At 39.4% G+C, this 19,323-nt stretch carries 17 protein-coding genes, 1 tRNA gene and 1 riboswitch; of the genes, 8 read left to right on the forward strand and 10 right to left on the reverse strand.

Going from position 1 to position 19,323, the window contains the following annotated elements; all coding sequences use genetic code 11:
- Positions 1 to 115 precede the first annotated feature (115 nt).
- Positions 116 to 1,150: an AI-2E family transporter gene (locus tag P162_RS16810; RefSeq protein WP_031429071.1), complete on the forward strand. Its 1,035-nt coding sequence runs from the start codon at positions 116 to 118 to the stop codon at positions 1,148 to 1,150.
- 194 nt (positions 1,151 to 1,344) lie between these two features.
- On the opposite strand, the gene P162_RS16815 is transcribed toward P162_RS16810, so the two are convergent.
- The 3 genes from P162_RS16815 to P162_RS16825 form a co-directional block, all read right to left on the reverse strand.
- On the reverse strand, positions 1,345 to 2,364 hold the full coding sequence (locus tag P162_RS16815) for an acyl-CoA dehydrogenase (protein WP_031429073.1): 1,020 nt from the start codon (positions 2,362 to 2,364) through the stop codon (positions 1,345 to 1,347).
- Entirely contained in the window at positions 2,333 to 2,920 is a 588-nt protein-coding gene (gene pnuC / locus P162_RS16820) for a nicotinamide riboside transporter PnuC (protein ID WP_031429074.1), read from the reverse strand. The genes P162_RS16815 and pnuC overlap by 32 nt, the downstream gene beginning before the upstream one ends.
- Before the next feature lie 71 nt (positions 2,921 to 2,991).
- A riboswitch (TPP riboswitch) is annotated at positions 2,992 to 3,105 on the reverse strand.
- A gap of 226 nt (positions 3,106 to 3,331) precedes the next feature.
- Positions 3,332 to 3,748: a BLUF domain-containing protein gene (locus tag P162_RS16825; protein ID WP_031429076.1), complete on the reverse strand. Its 417-nt coding sequence runs from the start codon at positions 3,746 to 3,748 to the stop codon at positions 3,332 to 3,334.
- Between the two features lie 803 nt (positions 3,749 to 4,551).
- On the opposite strand from P162_RS16825, the gene P162_RS16830 reads away from it, so the two are divergent.
- On the forward strand, positions 4,552 to 5,073 hold the full coding sequence (locus tag P162_RS16830) for a DUF421 domain-containing protein (protein WP_031429078.1): 522 nt from the start codon (positions 4,552 to 4,554) through the stop codon (positions 5,071 to 5,073).
- Positions 5,074 to 5,223: 150 nt separating this feature from the next.
- Positions 5,224 to 5,385, forward strand: a complete 162-nt coding sequence (locus tag P162_RS16835; protein WP_031429080.1) for a DUF1328 family protein — start codon at positions 5,224 to 5,226, stop codon at positions 5,383 to 5,385.
- A gap of 130 nt (positions 5,386 to 5,515) precedes the next feature.
- Here P162_RS16835 and P162_RS16840 read toward each other — a convergent pair whose 3' ends face one another.
- From P162_RS16840 to P162_RS16850, 3 genes are all read right to left on the reverse strand, one after another.
- The gene (locus P162_RS16840) at positions 5,516 to 6,670 is read right to left on the reverse strand and encodes a DUF2254 domain-containing protein (RefSeq protein WP_031429081.1); all 1,155 of its coding nucleotides are present in this window, start codon (positions 6,668 to 6,670) and stop codon (positions 5,516 to 5,518) included.
- Positions 6,670 to 7,497, reverse strand: a complete 828-nt coding sequence (locus tag P162_RS16845; protein ID WP_051908133.1) for a bacteriorhodopsin — start codon at positions 7,495 to 7,497, stop codon at positions 6,670 to 6,672. The genes P162_RS16840 and P162_RS16845 overlap by 1 nt, the downstream gene beginning before the upstream one ends.
- Before the next feature lie 364 nt (positions 7,498 to 7,861).
- A complete protein-coding gene (locus P162_RS16850) occupies positions 7,862 to 9,190 on the reverse strand; it encodes a GIY-YIG nuclease family protein (protein ID WP_051908134.1) in 1,329 nt (442 codons plus the stop codon).
- A gap of 59 nt (positions 9,191 to 9,249) precedes the next feature.
- Between P162_RS16850 and P162_RS16855 the strand changes: the two genes are divergently transcribed.
- Complete coding sequence (locus tag P162_RS16855) at positions 9,250 to 11,313, forward strand: ATP-dependent helicase (RefSeq protein WP_081868484.1); 2,064 nt, start codon at positions 9,250 to 9,252, stop codon at positions 11,311 to 11,313.
- Positions 11,314 to 11,739: 426 nt separating this feature from the next.
- Here the strand turns inward: P162_RS16855 and P162_RS16860 are convergent.
- The 4 genes from P162_RS16860 to P162_RS16875 form a co-directional block, all read right to left on the reverse strand.
- A tRNA-Arg gene (locus P162_RS16860) sits at positions 11,740 to 11,813 on the reverse strand.
- Between the two features lie 192 nt (positions 11,814 to 12,005).
- Complete coding sequence (locus P162_RS16865; RefSeq protein ID WP_031429089.1) at positions 12,006 to 13,388, reverse strand: alanine/glycine:cation symporter family protein; 1,383 nt, start codon at positions 13,386 to 13,388, stop codon at positions 12,006 to 12,008.
- 95 nt (positions 13,389 to 13,483) lie between these two features.
- Positions 13,484 to 14,434 (reverse strand): phosphoribosylaminoimidazolesuccinocarboxamide synthase, encoded by a 951-nt coding sequence (locus tag P162_RS16870; RefSeq protein ID WP_031429090.1) that lies wholly within the window; start codon positions 14,432 to 14,434, stop codon positions 13,484 to 13,486.
- A gap of 128 nt (positions 14,435 to 14,562) precedes the next feature.
- A complete protein-coding gene (locus tag P162_RS16875) occupies positions 14,563 to 15,516 on the reverse strand; it encodes a PhoH family protein (protein ID WP_031429092.1) in 954 nt (317 codons plus the stop codon).
- Between the two features lie 110 nt (positions 15,517 to 15,626).
- Between P162_RS16875 and P162_RS16880 the strand changes: the two genes are divergently transcribed.
- The 4 genes from P162_RS16880 to gldG are packed head-to-tail and all read left to right on the forward strand — an operon-like array spanning position 15,627 to position 19,202.
- Positions 15,627 to 16,457: an S-adenosyl-l-methionine hydroxide adenosyltransferase family protein gene (locus P162_RS16880; RefSeq protein ID WP_031429093.1), complete on the forward strand. Its 831-nt coding sequence runs from the start codon at positions 15,627 to 15,629 to the stop codon at positions 16,455 to 16,457.
- A gap of 27 nt (positions 16,458 to 16,484) precedes the next feature.
- On the forward strand, positions 16,485 to 16,781 hold the full coding sequence (locus P162_RS16885) for a putative quinol monooxygenase (protein WP_031429095.1): 297 nt from the start codon (positions 16,485 to 16,487) through the stop codon (positions 16,779 to 16,781).
- Between the two features lie 30 nt (positions 16,782 to 16,811).
- Positions 16,812 to 17,519 carry a gliding motility-associated ABC transporter permease subunit GldF gene (gldF, locus tag P162_RS16890; protein WP_031429097.1) on the forward strand — a complete coding sequence of 236 codons (708 nt, stop codon included), beginning with the start codon at positions 16,812 to 16,814 and terminating at the stop codon, positions 17,517 to 17,519.
- Positions 17,520 to 19,202: a gliding motility-associated ABC transporter substrate-binding protein GldG gene (gene gldG / locus P162_RS16895; protein ID WP_031429098.1), complete on the forward strand. Its 1,683-nt coding sequence runs from the start codon at positions 17,520 to 17,522 to the stop codon at positions 19,200 to 19,202.
- Positions 19,203 to 19,323: the final 121 nt, after the last annotated feature.

Below are 19,323 nucleotides of genomic sequence, written 5' to 3' on the forward strand. Positions count from 1 at the left end.
TTCAATTAGTGACAAACCGCCTGCACCACAGGCGGTTTTTGTTTTTTTATATCCCTGATATTATCAGACTAGGTTTAATATCTTTATATCAAATTATTTCTAAGCTTTACGTCAAATGCAAACAAGAAAAATAGAAGTTTCCAGTATAAATCTCCTAAAAACACTGGTATTGCTTTCCCTTATCTGGGTAATCTTTTATTATGGAGCCACGTTGCTTTTGCCGCTGCTGGTTTCGGCGATGGTTGCGACATTGCTTGACAGACCAAAAAAAAAGTTGATGAGTTGGGGATTTCCAAATTGGCTGGCCATCACGGTATGTCTATTATTGCTGATCATTACTATTTTATTATTGAGCTGGTTGATCTCCTCTCAAATCAGCAATATGGCAAACGATTGGTCTACGATCAAAACAAGGGGAATGGAAAAATATACCCTCTTTAGCAGTTGGATGGAAGATACTTTTGGGATCAACCCAGGAAAAATGGCCGACGAGAATTTTGATTTTATGAACAAATTAAAAAGTGCAGCTACCGTTTTTATATCCTCCCTTTCCAACCTGCTTTCCCAATCCTTTATCATTTTAGTATATATCATTTTGTTCTTGATGCAGAAAAAAATGTTTATCGGTTTTTTTCAGAAATTGGGGAGTGATGCATACGCTTCAGGAACAATATTGAAAGAATCTTCGCAAATCATTACAGACTACCTCTTTGGTAAGAGCAAGATCATGTTCTTTTTGTTCGTTATTTATTATGTGGGCTTTCTTATAGGAAAAGTGCCTTATGCCCTATTCCTAGCACTCTTTGCTTCGTTATTTTCAATAATACCTTATGTGGGGAATTTAATAGGTGGCGGTGTTGCCATAGTGCTTGCGTATTTATACGAAGGTACTACCCCGGCACTCATTGTTATTGGCGTGATCAGCGCTGCCCAACTTATAGAAAACTACATATTGACCCCCTGGATTATTGGCGATGAAATAGATCTTAATCCTTTTATCACAGTTTTTGGTGTAATTGTACTTTCGGTGCTGGGTGGGATTGTGGGCGCTATTATTGCCCTCCCGGTTCTGGGTGTGCTCAAGGTTTTCTTTGAACATACAAAAGGAATGGAAGCTTATGCCTTTCTCCTAAAAAAACATTCGGATTAGAACTGTAGGTTAAATACTGGAAATTTTGCCTGTCGATATGGTTTTTAGGGTATTATCTTGGTAAATTATAAAATTTTCGCTGCGCTCAAAGATGAATTATCTACTGAGAAAACATCATAAACAGGCTAAAAATGGGTCGAAAATTGCCATCTTTATACCCTAAAAAGTAGTTTTTTAACCGTAATTTTTTTATCCTACACTCCTTTGAAATTATGGTGCTGGGTCGCGGTAAAATAATCCCTGAAAATTTGGTTCAACTGGTTGTTTGTAGAACTTCCCTTTATACCCAGAAGCGGATAAATTTTAATAAGAGCCATCGAAATTCCCCTCAAACATTCAACTCCTGACTGATGTACTTCTTCTTGAAACGAGTCCGAGATTTGTGATTCGTTAAGGAGCAGGGTATCTACCTTTTCGGTAAAGTTGGTTATGTAGGAGTTGGCTTGTAAAACCTTTCTCTTCAGTTCAGCCAGTTGTTCTTTAGATAACATGGAAGTGGTAGCCTCGATAAAATGTTCGGCCATACCAATATAGTTTACCCAAAGCGTCAAATCTGCGAAAAGCTTAAATGGAATTTTGTAAATAGGATACGCAAGATGCTGCTCATTATAGCTGAAACTGAATCTTTTATCAATACGTACCTCCTCTATCGCAAATGAATTGGTCGAAGAAGCCCGAAGACCCATGCTGTCCCAATCTTTGATCAACGTTACCTTTTCCTGAGGAATGATAAAGGACCGTATTACAGGAGAACCATCGCTATTTGTGAGTGGTTTTTTATTCTCAAAAAGGCGCGCGTTTAAAGTATAATGCGTAAGGTAAGCAGCACCCGTAGCGTAAGGCCAGCGTCCCGAAACAATATAAAACTCACCTTCTTTAGAAGCGGTCCCACCTACCGCCCCGCTCCCACCCATACAGGTAGCTTCTTCTGTGTCAATAAAAAGTTCATGTGCCACCTCATGCTCCAGGTTACCTATAAAATAATTGGCCCCACTGCACAAAGTCACCGTCCAGCCCAGACTGCCATCTATTTTTGCCAATTTTCGTAAAGTATCCAGTCCTTCCGAAAGGGTCTGTTCTTTGCCTCCGTAAGCTTTGGGTACCCAGATATTCCACAAGTTCTTACTTGCTATCCACTCCAGGATTTCGATGGGAAATATTTCGGCATTAAAACATTTTTCCCTAAGCTCTTTTAAGTCGTTTGCTGTGGTCATCTTTTAATAGTTTTTTCCATTTAAAAAAGCCCGATGTCCCTACGAGAAACAAAAACACAGTCAGGCCCGCATAGATATAAAGTTCTTTGTGAATCAATAAAGGGATCGAAATGAGGTTACTTATATTAAGATAGATCCAGTTTTCTATCTTCCGCTTGGCCATTAGCCACATTCCCGCCCATGCAAAGGCGCTCACGGCTGCATCCCATACGGCCACGTCAGAATCGGTATGGTATAGAAGCCAGTAGCTCATCATAAGGAAGCAGGAGAATACTATGGCGGCCGCTTTGAAATGTTCGTTTTTACCTGACCAGGATATGGTTGCCTCTTTTTTATCTCCGCCAAAATTCCAATAGTACCAACCATAAATGCTCATCACCAGATAATAAAGATGGAGCAAAATATCTGCGTACAAACGGGACTGATAAAGAACCCACATACCTATCAAAATTGAAACAATACCGAAGAGGTAATTGTGGACACTATTTTTGCGCGAAAGTAATACCTGCGCGACGCCAAAGATGGTCCCTATAATTTGTAACCAAGTAAAATGCATAGAAAAACCTCTTTCACAATTATTAAAACCAGGTGAAATGAGGAGAACACTATCGCAAAAGAAATTGCAAAGGATCGTGGTAATCATATCCCTACGCCAGCATTATCTGGATCAGGTCTAGAACTTGACAGCTCTTGGGTATTATCTCAGCCTGCCCTTTGTGGCAAGCACCCCATTTCAAGAGTAAATCTATAACATAATAGAGATGTTGACAAGTTTACTAACGTTAATTGAATACTATTTTTAATTATAATCCCTAGAACATAGATTTCCGCGCAAACTCAATTTAGGTAAAAGAGTTCAGAAATTAGGAATACACTTACCGGAATTGTATACGATTGGTTTTGACTAAAAAATCTGTATTTGCGCTAATTCTCTCTTAAATGATTTTCTACGGTAACCTGAAAACAATTAATCGAAAAACATGAAAGGGCCTAAAAGTCGCTCAATTTTATCATTTGTGGTTGAAAGGGAGTGCTTTTTTAGGTATTTACGTATATGTTCTAAATCAATATTTGTCGTAGGTGTCAAAAATGTCGAACTGTATTCTGTAAAAACAGGTTTTGAAGAAGGCTTATTAAATACTTCAAATACATCGTAATGCCTTGGGTCTTGTTTTATACGATCATATAGTAAATTGATCTGTTCTTTTTCTCCTTCAAGTACCTGAAAGAAATTACCAAAAGAATGTAGAAGAACGCCATTGATACCGCGTTTGCTATTGGCTTTAAGAGTACTTGCGAGCAAGTCGTCAATAGATTCTTCTGTAAGCGTTGATATGGATCTGCTTTTATAGCATATAGTATGTAAAGATGGTATAGTATTCATTAAAATAGCGCTCTTTCTTGATTTATTCAAAGCTTAAGAATATCCAATACCTACTTATTTGAAAAAGGAAAAAGACATGTTTAAACTATATTATGTTTTAGGTTCTTATTATTCAAACTTATGAATGCATAGTATCATAAGAAATAATTTAAGAAACAGAGACCATATATGTGCCTGTAAAACCGAAGTAGGGTAAAGTAATCAGTATACCAAATACGGTAATCAAAGTATGTAGGTTATAAAATTTCTTTGATACGAATAGCCGTCTCATTTCATACCTTTCTTAAATAAAACAAAAATCTATAAAACTGATTTAATTATTGGGCGTTTTTAATGATAGAATGTGCGTTTTTACCTTATACATGTGTAAGAGTGTGCAAATTTGAATGTCATAAGCTTATTTAATCTGGACAAGTGCCCAACGTTAAGACCTTTTCAGCTTAGAACGAAAATAGTAAAATACTGAAGATACCTTTTTAATTATTTGTATTTGATTCGTTTGACCAAATCAAATAACTGGGCAAATTGCTCAAAATCGCTTTTTTGAAATATTTATTATTTTATAACATACTAAATTATTGCTAAACCAATATTCATTCTTCAATAGACATGGTAAATTGCAGGTATATTACAGGGTATTGCCCTTTATTAATTTAAAATAGATATTATGAAAAAAAAGACACGCAAAGTAATAAGTAGAATTTTTACAGTAACAACAATAGCTCAGGTGGCATTTTACACCTACACGTATCTTACTAAAAAAAAGTAAATCAATTTTAATAACCAACTACTAAAATAATTTTATGGAAAATTGGATCTATGCGGCTTTTCCTATTCTCGTCAAGGTACTTGTATCCATTCTGGTCATATTTTCTATTATTATAATTATAACCCGTATTTCAGGACTGAGAACTTTTGCTAAAATGTCAAGTTTTGATTTCGCTTCTACAATAGCTATTGGATCAATACTTGCTGCGGTAGTAATGAACACAGGGCAATCTATGGTAAAGGGAGCTATTGCTTTAGGAGGCATTGTAGCCTTTCAATCGATATTTTCACTGGCCATACGAAAGTCTGAAAAATTGAAGCAGCTTTTTACGAATACGCCAATGCTTCTAATGAAGGATGGAGTAATTATTTATAAAAACCTTGAGAAAACGAACGTAGGGGAAGATGACCTGATCGCAAAGTTAAGAGAGGCGAATGTAACCGATTTTAGTCAGGTGCTTGCAGTGGTTCTCGAATCAACGGGAGATATGTCAGTATTGCATTCTGACAGTGAGAAACTTATGCCCAAAATATTACAGGGCGTAAGAGAAGAATAAAGGGAACTTAGTTTCTATATATTCTTAGCGTTTTCCCGGTTACGATATACAATTGAAAATACAGAAGCATCTATACTTTTATGCTATAAGTTGATCTCTTTGAAACCAATACATTTTTAAACAATAACCTTTCACTTTAAAACTACAACTATGTTAAAATGGACTATTATTTTTGTAATTATTGCTATAGTAGCGGCAATTTTTGGCTTTGGTGGCATCTCTGATGCAGCCGCTGGTATCGCCAAAGTTATCTTTTTTATATTTATAGTACTTATCATTATCTCTTTGGTAATGGCTAAGAAAATATTTTAAATATATCCAGAGTTAACTAAAACTCTGATTACAATCACAAGAAATTGTTATTTCCATATTAAAAAAAAGCCTGCATTTAGTGCAGGCTTTTTGTATTTAAACAGGACTAAACGTTCGATTTGTTATGGAATTAATCGATCTTTTTACCTTCGGAATAAGAATCAATCTCACGTGAATGGCCATTTATAATATCTTGCATGCGCTTTAAATATTCCACAAGCATAGGATCTTCCTTCAAGTAATTTTCCAACTCCATAAAGCAATAATGGTATAATGTATCAAAGGCAACGATCTTAAAAAAGAATCGATGCTTCCCTACCCCATAAGAATTGAAGTCAGCAATTTGTTTTCTTTCCAGAAAAAGTTGTGTTAGATAATCCAAAGCCGTGAGTGCTGTTCCAGGATCGTTAATCGCCGGGGACATCGCCTTGACCGCTATCTCAACAAGATGTTTGAAGCCTGTTTCCGGGACTTCCAGGGGTACGTTATGATCTACTGGTAAAATAGTCCTTAAACGTAAAGGAGTAGCTTTATCAAATGATCCCCACACTAATGCAAGCGCCTCCCCTTTTAAAACAAAAGTGCCTGGAAGCTTTAATAATTTGACGGATACTTCCTTTTTTAGACAAAAATGATTGATCTGATTGAGATTCGGCATTTTTAGATAACCCGCTTTGTCAGCCCTTACTATATTCGCCTTTGAAGCATCAGGGTCTTCCATTACTTTAAGGGCATTCTGCTTCTTTTTTAGATCATCAAGAATCCCCATAGATTCTATAAAAGCCTCTTTTACGATATAATTGATATGTATACTTTGTGAAACGCTGTGAATAAAGTAGATAAAAAGTATTACGCATACAATGCCGAAAATAATTCCCAGAGGTGCTCCTATTCCCGGAAAATAGTCAAGTTTTTCCGCATTAATACCTATAGAAAGTACCATACAATAAATGATGGTACCACTGGTAATCCCAAGGATCAGCTGATGGTGCTTTTCCCCCAGGATCATAGGGATCAACCGCGGCGAATAATTATTTATGTTCCGGTTGAGAACGTTCATTACCATCGTATAACTAAAAACGGTCAGCGTGAACACGCCACCTATCAGGAAAGCGAGTACGGACTGCACGTCTTCTTTAGTGCTAAAACTTATCTTTTCAAGAACAGGTGCGTTTTCAAAATCAATTCCACAATACAATAGAATTATAGCAAGGAGCAAAAAAGATAGCGCCAGTACCGAAGGTACCAGCGCTATACTGTTTAAAATGCGTTTAATGTATTTCATTAAATTTCACTCTCTACTACCGTGGCGATAGGTGCACGTCCCAGTACTTTTAAAGCTGGTAAATGACCTGCATTGGCACTTTGGTCTAATGCAATATAAGTTATCATGAGTCCGTAGATCACTTTACTTGAAATATCTGCGATGGTAAAAAGAAGTTGACGTAATACAACGCCGTCTGCGGAATTCATAAATACGGGAACAAGGTAGGCAATAGGATATAGCGTCCATGCAAACATCATCAACCAGAACACTTTCATAATTGTCTTTGGTCCTTTGCCGGTCATTGTTTTTTTACCTTCAGCAATAGATTTTCCCACGATAAAGTTCATGATAACGAAGAAAACGGTACTAATTGCGCCCCATAGCATAAGATTGCCGGTATCGCTAACTTCATAAAGTTGGCCCACATATCCTGTAAGGATCATTCCCCATGCTGAAAGTATAAGCCATACCGCTTTAGATTTCAAAACACTACTCGATAAGTTAAGCACAATAAGAAGTTGTACTAAAAGACATGGTATGGTAACCATCCAATTGACGTAGCGATAGCCATTGCTAAAAGTCAGCTTCTCCAGACTGTAAACTGTGCCATTAAATTTAAATGCATCTGTCCACATACCTGCCTGGCTTACCAGTATAAGACCGGCAGAAACCATTACGATGCAAGAAAGAGCTGTTGCAACCCGATATTTAGGAGCGACAAATTGGGACATTACAAGGAAGAAGACCAGCGCCGCTAAATGGGCACCCACCCCCATTGTTAATAAATGATCGATGGCCTCAAACTGGCCAACGGTGTAATCAAATAAATTCTCGATATTTTTCATAGTTTTGTTAGTTAGAATTGTTAAATATATTTCTTTAAACACCGTCCAATTGTTAATGACTTCTGAATTGGGATTTTATTTAGTTCTACGTCATAAAATATGAAAGATAATTAACATTTATAATTTTTTTTAAATTGTAAATCTCTGAAAATAGGTTACTTAAGATATGATTTAAAACCAAAGATTCAAGTATCAAATCAGGGGGTTTTTAAATTTAATAACCGGATTGGGTGCCTTTTACAGCGGTTTATTACTCCTAAAAGAATGGTAAATTGCTTAATTGCTACAAACACAATTAGGAAGAAATTCCGCTTTTCTATCGTAAATTTAGGTAATCGAAAAAGGTGCGATATATTATCTTATGTTAGTCGAGATCATATTTCACAATTCCTCTTTTATTTAGATATTGCGAAATACTTCTATTTGTGAAATAGGTATTCTCCTTTCTTTCAAGAAACGCTTCAAAATCTTCTACGGAAGTAACGGGATATTCCATTGGGATAAATCCAAATCCCATATAAATTCCGTCCCGTACGAGTACAAATGCCTCTTCTGAACTGGCGCGCCCTTTCAGTTTTATAAAATAGGATTCCTTTTTAGCCTGAATAGAGTCAAAAGCTTTCTGTGAACGTTCATTATAAGTATCCTTATTTTCCAATCCCCGGCATACTCCCCTGCACAATACACTGGAACATGCGCCGGAAGTTCGCTCTAATCCCGCATATCTGTGGCAAAGACTAAATTGGAGGGAAAGGTTTTTTAGTTTGGAAAGAACCGAATCACGATTAAAAGCGATGCTATGCATGTTGTCTGAATAGTTCTTTTCAATAGGGAATAACCTAAAAATACCAGAACCGTCCTTTCGCGCCTCAATGGTCCATTGACTGATATTATCTAGTTGCTGCGTATTGAATTTCGGCTGAAGGCGTGAGATATCCGCAGACTCCAGAAGCAGGGAAATAAGTTCATTGCCCGTTTCTTTATATTCAACAGAAAAGGTTGCGCTGCAAAGGTCATATTCAAAGGGTGCTTTACTGGCAAAATGTGATTTTACCCGCTCTTTGATCCTGACCGCTTTACCTACGTAAATAACCTCATTTTCTTTTCCTATAAAATAATAAACCCCGGGGGAATCTGGCAGGGAGTCTATACCTTCAACAGATAGCACACTATCTGTCACAGGATTTGAACGGTCCGGAAAATCAAACGGTTGACCGTGTAGAAGGGATTGATATACCTTTGCTATAGCCTGGGCGTCTTTTCCGAATCCTTCACAGGTGACGTCCATATTAAAATCCTTTACCAGCGCTTGCAGATCTTTTTTTACCGCGATCAATTTTTGTTGCAAAAGCATTTCTTGAAGTATGGTTCCTTTCGGGATACGCAGCCCTATCTCGCGGAGCGATTTACGCCAAATCATCTCTGAAAATTTATCGTAAAAAATAACCTCCATACCCTCTAAAACTTCGATGATTTCGGGAAGATGCTCTGCCAAACAAGGCTGATCTCTTAAAACTTCATTTGTTACCCCACAGAAAATTTCTTCCCTTGGGCTTAAGATTTCCGAAGGTTTAACGAGGATTTTGAGTGCTTTTATGAGGTTTTCATCATCAAAAACGGCAATGGAAACACTGATTATATTGGCTATTTTGTAATTATTGGAACTTGCCTGTACGTCCAGAAATGCTTTCATTATATATGCTATCTATCGGAAAAATTCCAAATTTATGAATTAATTCCTACATTTGCGGTGTGATTGAGGAAAGCAAAAATTTAAGCGGGTATAATAAAAAACAGCAGGAAGCAATAACTTTTTCCGGCAGGCATTTATTATTGCTAGCCGGTGCCGGCACCGGAAAGACAAAAACCATTGTGGGCCGCGCAGAATACCTACTTCGCAACGGTTCCCATCCTGATAAAATCCAGATACTTACCTTTACAAAAAGGGCGGCAAGCGAGATTGTAGAGCGTGTAAAAGCCGGGATAAATGGACAGGATGTGCGTTCACTTAACGGTTCGACCTTTCACAGCTGGTGCAATCAGCTTATTGTTAAATTCCCGAACCTTTTTGGAGCCGCAAATTATACGGTAATTGATCCTGACGATCAATTAAGCCTTATGAAAATGGCTTGTGGAACCGCAAGCGAAGACTATGGTAAGACAAGGCTTAAACCCCAACAGATTCTTGATATTTTCTCATTTGCCCGCAATACCCGCATCAGTCTTACCGAAACCATTCGCAAAGTTATCTATAAAGGAAAACATGATGCGCAAACTGATGAGGATATAGCTCTTATAAATCCCCAGGTTGCGCTGCTCATCAAAGAATATCAGGCACAAAAATCACGGCAGCAGTATTTGGATTATGATGATCTTCTTTTAGTTGTTGCCAATAGGCTCAACAAGGACGAAGAAGCCAGAAAAATCCTTAGTAAATCTTATGATCATATCTTAATAGATGAAATGCAGGATACAAATCCCCTGCAATGGTATTTGTTACAACCTTTTGAGAACATATGCAGTTTATTTTGTGTGGGCGATGATGCGCAGTCCATCTACAGTTTTAGGGGTGCAGATTTTAAGAACGTCCATCTTTTTTCAGAGCGTGTAGCAAATGCCGAGGTTAAAGTGCTGGATAAAAATTACAGATCTACACAAGAAATCCTTGATGTTTCAAATTGGTTACTGGACACCTCCCCTATCCAGTACAATAAAAAATTAACAGCGAGCAGAGGTACGGGAAAAGTACCGACTATCTTAAATGTTGCGAACCAATTTGAAGAAGCCAACTACATTGCAAATACAATTTTGGAAGGTTTTTCCGAAGGTGGCAATTCCTTTTCAGATTTCTTGATATTGAGCAGGTCCCAATACTACACCAGACCATTACAGGCGGTGTTTTTACAGAAAAAGATTCCGTATCAAACCTTCGGCGGAAGAAAATTTCTGGAGGCGGCGCATATAAAAGACCTGGTATCTATTTTGCGCGTGATCAACAATCCACTTGACGAGATCGCATGGATTCGTTTTTTTACCTTTATTCACGGTATAGGTGCGGTACGGGCAACAAATTATATGTCAGAAGTCATGCGTATGGCTCCGTTAGATGAGGAACCTCTGGATCTTACCAGCATAATACCGGGAAAAGAAGGTATTAAAGCTAAAAGTTATTATGATGCTGCGTACCAAAACCGGGGCAGTGTGAAACACGCCGTTCAGGACCTCTATAAAACCATGGAGTTTGATCTTGCCATGAAATACAGTAAAGACTGGTACGAAAAGCGAAAAGGCGACTTTCCCGTTCTGGAGATCCTATCTGAAAATTATGGCACGCTTGGCGAATTTATTTCAGAAGGTATACTTGACAATTCAGCGAATGTCGCGGGAAGCAATACCCTGGGCGGTTCTAAGATAAATACTTCAGAATTAAAAGATCATGTTACCATTTCTACCGTACATTCTGCTAAAGGCCTGGAAGCTGACGTTTGCTTTGTACTCAATGTTTCTCCTAAAACCTATCCCTCAGCGTATAGTCTGGGCAATATTGATGAAATAGAGGAAGATCGCCGTGTGCTTTATGTGGCGCTTACCCGTGCGAAAAATGACCTGATTATTACCCGTTCTAAAGAGTCTATTAATGCGTACCACCAGCCAAAAAACGAAAGTGATTCCGGCGATGGAGGAAGTGCGTATTTTTTAGAAGGTTTACCAGAAGACCTGGCAGTGCAGAAATCTCCCAGGTCATTTTCGGCAAATGTTCAGGATGCCAAAACCGCAAATAAAATTGACCTGGATCTGGGTATGGATTTTAGTTAATATTCTACTGAAATGTAGTTTTTAATTTTTTCAGGGCGAAACTAATCTTACGTGCTGAAAGAAAATTGACCCATCGTACCGAGCATTAATCTGCTAGGAATATTTAATGGTAACTTATCAAAACATTTTGATGAATCTCAGTTAAGGTTACCAACCGTAAAAAACCTTTCAGACGTTTTGAATATTTCGCCAAAAGATTTGAGTAATTTGCTGCTTACGATTACAGTTCAACATACGAGACAGCGTAATCATGCTAAACTCACCCAAAAAGCAGTGGAATATTTAATGACCACTTCAAAATCTATCTGAGAAATTGAGTTTTATGGCATACAGCCGATAGTCCATTTCTATAAAAGTCACTAAAACAAAAAACCCTGTAAATCATAGCGTTTACAGGGTTTTGATATCATTTGAACAATGAATTTGTGATCGCACTAGGATTCGAACCTAGGACCGCCTGCTTAGAAGGCAGGTGCTCTATCCAGCTGAGCTATGCGACCTTTTGACTTTATGCAGCAAAAATAAATGGTTTCTACCTTATTTTTGCGGCTGCAAATATACATTTTTTAATAAAAATCCGGTGGTTTATACTGAAAAATGACCGTTTTTAATGCAAAATCGCAACTCTACACTTTTTAACACCTATAACTTTCTAGCAATTATCCATTTACGGTTAAAACACATGTCATGGGTTAATTCTGATCGATAAGTTTTAAATCGTTAAAATAGTTGCGCGCCCGCTGCATAACTTTTGGTGCTAACCATAAGGTCGCGGTCATTGTGGGAATTGCCATTAGTGCGAAAAAGGTATCTATAAGGTTGATCATCGCACTCAAGGATGTTGTTGCACCTATAAGGATACTGGCGATATAAAAATAATTGTAGTAATGTTTGTTCTTTGCTCCCAGTAAAAAAGAAAGGCATTTCGTACCATAATAAGAATAGGAAAACAACGATGATACCCCAAAAATAACGATGCACAGCAGTAACACATAAGGTCCTATAACGGGAATGGCGTCTGCAAAAGCGGCAGCGGTCAATGTGACACCATCCGCATCGCTGGTCTTCCAAACACCGGTAACCAAAATAGTCAGCGCGGTAAGTGTACAAACGATTATTGTATCTATAAAAGGCCCCAGCATTGCAACAAGTCCTTCGCGAATAGGTTCACCAGTTTTTGCCGCACCGTGGGCCATTGGTGCTGTTCCCACACCTGCTTCATTGGAAAAAGCACCCCTACGGATTCCCAAGATGATCAGTCCCCCCACTACTCCACCTAAAAACGGATCTCCCAGATAATAGTTTGCAGAGAACGCTTCGGTGAAAATGAGCTTGAAATATATGGGCACCTGAGATGCGTTGACAAATAATATGATGACTACGGAAATAAAATAAAGCAGTACCATCGCTGGTACAAGCCGGGAAGCGGTTTTGCTTATGCGATTGAGGCCGCCCAGAATAACAACACCGGTCACCAATGCCAGAAAAATTCCTATGCCCAGGTTAGATGCAAAACCAACTTCAACGCCGTTGGGCTCAAGCAGAATATCAGAGATGGCCTGAGTGAGTTGGTTTACGTTGAATACGGGAAGTGCCCCTATCAATCCAGCAATACTGAATAAAATAGCGAGCGGCTTCCAGCTTTTGCCCAGTCCTTCCATAATGAAGTACATAGGTCCACCCTGTATCTCCCCAGCGGTATCTTTACCGCGGTACATTATGGCTAGCGAACAGGTAAAAAATTTAGTTCCCATGCCTACAAGCGCACTTATCCACATCCAGAATACAGCGCCCGGTCCTCCTATGGCGATCGCTACTGCCACCCCGGCAATATTTCCCATCCCCACGGTAGCACTTAATGCAGTGGTCAATGCCTGAAAATGGCTTATTTCGCCGGGATCATCTGGATTATCATATTTACCACGCAATACGTTGATGGCGTGCCCCAGGTACCTAAATGGTAAAAAACGAGAGTAAATAAGAAGGTAGAGTCCGCCGCCTATAAGTAAAATCAAAAGTGGCAATCCCCAAACAAATGAAGCCAAATCAGCCAAAAAGGTATCAATAGTATGCATCCAGGGATTTTGCTAGTTTGAGAATGTATATAAAGTTTTAAGTGTGTAATTCTGAATTTAAAAAACTAAAAAAACCACTGATTTTTGACTTAAAATCAACGGTTTTTTAGCCAGTTTAGGACATTTTCCTCGATACGCAATTCAATATTTTCTGTTTCTGATTTTTTAAAAGCGCTGTCGGTTATATGTTCAAAAAGCTCAATATAGCGATCAGATACCGTACCTATGTAATCATCGCTCATTTGAGGTACTTTCTGGCCTGGCTTTCCTTGAAAACCTTCTGCGATTAGCCACTGTCGTACAAACTCTTTAGAAAGCTGCTTTTGCTGCTCTCCCTTTTTCTGACGTTCTTCGTAGCCTTCCGCATAGAAATAACGGGAAGAATCTGGTGTATGAATTTCATCTATAAGTAGAATGTTGCCCTCCTTATCTTTTCCAAATTCATATTTCGTATCTACGAGTATAAGTCCGCGTTCTTTTGCTATTTCACTGCCTCGCGCGAATAGCTTTTGCGTATATTCTTCAAGTACCGCATAATCTTCGGCAGAGACAATGTTTTTTGAAATTATATCTTCTTTGGAAATATCTTCATCGTGATCACCCATTTCCGCTTTAGTGGCCGGGGTGATGATAGGTTCGGGAAATTTATCATTTTCCTGCATGCCTTCGGGCATCTGTACACCGCAGAGTGTTCTTTTTCCTTCTTTATATTCCCGTGCTGCATGCCCTGCCAAGTATCCCCGAATGACCATTTCCACTTTAAAGGGTTCGCACTTTTTGCCTACCGCAACATTAGGATCTGGAGTGGCCAGAAGCCAGTTAGGGACCAAATCCTGCGTATCGTGCATCATTTTGGTAGCGATCTGGTTGAGTATTTGACCTTTGTAGGGAATTCCTTTAGGCATAACGACATCAAACGCACTCAGACGGTCTGTAGCGATCATAACAAGGAGGTCGTCTTGAAGGGTATAAACTTCCCGTACTTTGCCTTTGTAAACCTGTTGCTGACCGGGAAAATTATAATTGGTTTCGGTTATGGTATGCATAATATGATGGGTTTATAACATCCCATTGGTATGGAATTATTATATGTATTTTTATAAGAATGATTTCTGCTTAATTAGACTTGAAAATTCAGTTTCAGAATAAAAGAATTTTGAATTATAAAAAATTCTTAGTTCTGATTTTCAATTCCTCTATAGGCGGCGATCACTTCTTTGACCAGTTTATGACGTATCACATCTTTATCATCCAGATACACCATGCCGACACCTTTCACATCTTTGAGGATGAGAATAGCTTCTTTGAGTCCGCTGATGCTTCTTCGCGGAAGGTCTACCTGACCTGGATCACCGGTAATTAGGAATTTGGCATTTTTACCCATACGCGTCAGGAACATTTTCATCTGCGCATGCGTGGTATTCTGGGCTTCATCAAGAATAACAAAGGCATTATCCAGCGTGCGGCCACGCATAAAGGCCATAGGTGCTATTTGAATCACACCTTTCTCTATATATGATTCCAGCTTTTCATGAGGTATCATATCCCTTAGACCGTCGTACAGCGGCTGCATATAAGGATCTAATTTTTCTTTGAGATCTCCCGGAAGAAAACCCAGGTTTTCACCGGCTTCTACTGCGGGACGGGTAAGGATGATGCGCTTAACTTCTTTGTCTTTAAGTGCTTTTACGGCCAGGGCAACACCTGTGTAGGTTTTACCTGTTCCGGCAGGTCCTACCACAAAGACCATATCGTTTTTACGGGCAAGGTCAACGATCTTGCGCTGGTTTGCCGTCTGGGCTTTTATTAATTTACCGCTCACTCCATGTACAAGCACGTCACCACTGGTTGCAGACGTTTCATATTCGTTCCTGTCCACACTGGTAAGTACGCGCTCTATGGAATTCTCATCAAGTTTGTTGTATTTGCTAAAATGTTCGAGCAACATGGCCATTCTACGGTCAAATTCCTCTAACATATCTTCATCGCCGTACGCCTTAATGTAATTGCCACGCGCAACGATTTTCAGTTTGGGGTAATATTTTTTGATTAGTTCAATGTTCACATTGCGCTGCCCAAAGAATTCCCTTGGGGTTATTTCAGAAAGCTCCAGGATAAGTTCGTTCAAAAGCCGATAGATTTTATAGTAGTAACTATTTAATTATATTTAATTTTGTCCCTAACAAATGTAACTATTTTAAATTACCTACCTTCCAAAAAGTAGCAACAAAACCCCGAATGGCGATTATCACTCTTACAACAGACTTTGGCCTGAAAGATCACTTTACGGGCGCGGTAAAAGGCGCCATTCTCAGTGAGCTTGAAAATGCCCGGATTGTGGATATTTCGCACAATGTTTCCCCCTTTCATATTACTGAAGCCGCGTATATAATACAGAATGCTTATGAAAGCTTTCCAAAAGGAACCATCCATATCATTGGTATTGATTCTGAACGCCATGCCGAAAATGAACATATTGCCGTGAAACTTGATGGTCACTTTTTTATCTGTGCAAATAATGGCATCATCTCTATGATGACCCGTAACATGGTGCCCGAAGAAATGGTGAAAATCAATATTCACGATCGGCTGAGCACTAATTTTACGGTACTCGACGTCTTTGTAAAAGTGGCCTGTCATATCGCTCGTGGCGGTACATTGGGAGTTATAGGCAAAAGCATTTCTGAAATAAAGGAAATTACCGGTATCATGCCCGTAATACATAACGATGGACGGCAGATTATGGGCAATGTAATTTATGTTGACAATTATGGCAATGTCATCACGAATATTACCCGAAAATTGTTTGAAAGCGTCGCTAAAGGCAGGGCTTTTAAGATCGCGGCACGCACGGCTACCTTTACTAAAATTTACAACCGCTACAGCGAAGCGATTAATTTCAACGTAGAGAAGGAAAAACGCGATGAAGATGGCAAAAAGCTGGCGCTTTTCAATTCTTCGGGGTATTTAGAGCTTGCCATTTATAAAAGCAATCCCAGCACGGTGGGCAGTGCCTCTACCCTATTTGGCCTTGATTATAGGGATGCCGTAAGTGTTTATTTTGAATAAAGATTATTGACAAACCTTGTTTTTTTTATGCTTATAAGAATCGTTAAAATGGAATTTGAGGAAGACAAAATAGAGGATTTCAAAGCTTTGTTCGCTCTGGCTGCGCCAAAAATAAAGGCTTCTGAAGGTTGTCACTTTGTTGAATTATATCAGGATAAAACAAAACCAAATATATTCTTCACTTATAGCCAATGGAATGATGCAGATGCGCTCGAAAACTATCGGCATAGCGACTTTTTCAAAACTACCTGGAAAAACACGAAACAATTATTCAGCAATAAACCCGAAGCCTGGAGCGTTGACAAAGTCAATTCAGCACATTAGTTCTCAAATTCTAACCACAACCCATCTCCATTGCTTGCTATTTTTAAAAAAGAAATAAACAGTTTTTTTGCAACCCTAACAGGCTACCTGGTCATTGGTGTTTTTTTACTGATGACGGGGCTCTTTTTATGGGTTTTTGAAGGGGAATTCAACGTTTTTGATTATGGTTATGCTGATCTAACGCCGTTTTTTCAGCTTTGCCCGTGGATTTTTATGTTTCTGATCCCAGCGGTTACCATGCGCAGCCTTAGTGACGAGCGCCGTTCTGGCACATTGGAACTGCTGCTAACAAAGCCGCTGGGCGAGACCGCGCTGGTAATGGGTAAATTTCTTGCGGCTTCTGTCCTTTTGTGTATCGCGCTCCTTCCCACACTTGTTTATGTCTATGCAATTGATCAGTTAGGGAATCCTGTTGGCAATTATGATGCAGGGGTTGTCCTGGGTTCTTATGTGGGACTTCTTTTTCTGGCCATGGCGTATACGGCTATCGGCATTTTTGCCTCCTCCCTTGCACAGAATCAGATCGTCGCCTTTATTATTGCGGTTTTGATCAGTTTTATGCTCTATTATGGTTTGGCCCTTTTGGGAAATTTCGAAATTCTTCAACAATGGAGCTTGCGCGGTCATTTTGATAGCGTTGCCCGTGGGGTCCTGGACACGCGCGATCTGCTCTATTTTATAAGTATAACAGCACTCTTTCTATTTTTTACCGTGCTCCAGTTAAAATCCAGAAGATAATTGAAAGCACCGCAAAACATAAAAGCACTTGCATTAGGCCTAATACTATTTGTGGGCATCAACTGGCTTGCCAGCTATTTTTATACACGCTGGGACCTTACGCAAGATGGGCGCTATACCCTTTCGGAAACTTCTGAAAATATCCTCAAAAAGGCCGAAAAACCACTGATTATCGACGTTTTTCTTGCCGGTGAATTCCCACCTGCATTTAGAAAATTACAATCCGAAACCCGTCAATTGCTCGAAGAATACGCTGCCGTTAATCCTAATGTGCGGTTTGAGTTTATAGATCCCGTTCCAGAAAATACTTCAGCAGAAAAGGTTGCGCAGCAATTCAATCAACGCGGTATGCGGCCAGAGCAGGTGCAGGTGCGGGAAAATGGAAAAGTATCCCAGGAACTGGTATTTCCATGGGCAACCGCTTCCTATGAAGGTAAGTCGGTTAAAATTCCGTTATTAAAAAAAGCACTTGGCGCTTCGCCTGACGAACTCGTGAGCCGCTCTACCCAAAATCTTGAATACGAGCTCAGCAATGCCTTCTATAAGTTATTGAACCCAAAGAGCAAACGCATCGCCGTATTAAAAGGCAATGGAGAACTGGACGACCGTTATATAGCTGATTTTTTTTCCACTTTGCGGGAGCGTTATTTCTTAGCGCCCTTTCCTTTGGATTCCATTGAAAGCGCACCTGATGATACCTTTAAGGCGCTGCAAAAATTTGATCTTGTCGTGGTCGCAAAACCTACAGAAGCCTTTACCGATGTGCAGAAATACGCGCTGGACCAGTATACCATGAGTGGCGGCAAAAGCTTATGGTTGCTGGATAATGTCGCTATGGAAACGGATAGTCTTTATAAAAACAATGGTACCGCAGTGGCACTCAACCGTAATCTCAACCTGAGCGATATGTTCTTTAAGTATGGGATTCGTATAAATCCCGTACTGGTTGAAGATCTTTATGCTGCACCTATCGTATTGGCAACCGGCGATGGTAATAATTCCAATTATCAGCAATTGCCCTGGTTTTATTTTCCGCTGGTTACCAGTGATGAGCAGCATCCCATCAATTCAAATCTTGATAATCCCATTCGTTTTGAATACGCAAATCAGATTGATCTTCTTGATAATGGAATTGCTAAAACGGTCCTGCTACACAGCTCGAACTTAACAAAGTTAAAAGGTACGCCAACGCCCATTTCCTTAGAGGAAGTCAGTCTGGAACCCAACCCTGCCGAATATACTGCCGGACCACAAAATATGGCCGTTTTGCTGGAAGGGAATTTTGTTTCCGCATTTCAAAACCGCGTGCTTCCACTTGAAATAAATGGGGAACCTTTCCGCGAAAGCGCTGCAAAACGCACCAAAATGATCATTATCGCAGACGGTGATCTTATAAAAAATGACCTGGACCAGCAAGGGCGGCCGCTTGAGTTGGGCTTTAACAAATTCACCTACGATACGTATGGCAATAAAGAATTTTTGCTGAATGCTGCCAACTATCTTCTGGACGATAATGGGCTTATTAACATTAGGAGCAAAACGGTTCTCCTTCCCGCGCTTGATATGCAACGGGCAATCAATGAGCGTAGCACGTGGCAGGTGTTGGTTTTAGTGCTTCCGCTGGTAATTTTAGGGCTTTTTGCAGCGGTTTTCCTGTTCCTTAGAAAACGTAGCTACCGCTAGAAGATGTTGATAAGTTTGTTTCTGCGCCTAGGGGCTAAACAATATCTTTGTGCACCCGTGATTTTTCGGGTATAATTGTATATTTTTAACCCTGAATAACGCATTTATATGGATAATTACC

The sequence above is a fragment of the Flavimarina sp. Hel_I_48 genome (genome assembly GCF_000733945.1).
Lineage (GTDB): Bacteria > Bacteroidota > Bacteroidia > Flavobacteriales > Flavobacteriaceae > Leeuwenhoekiella.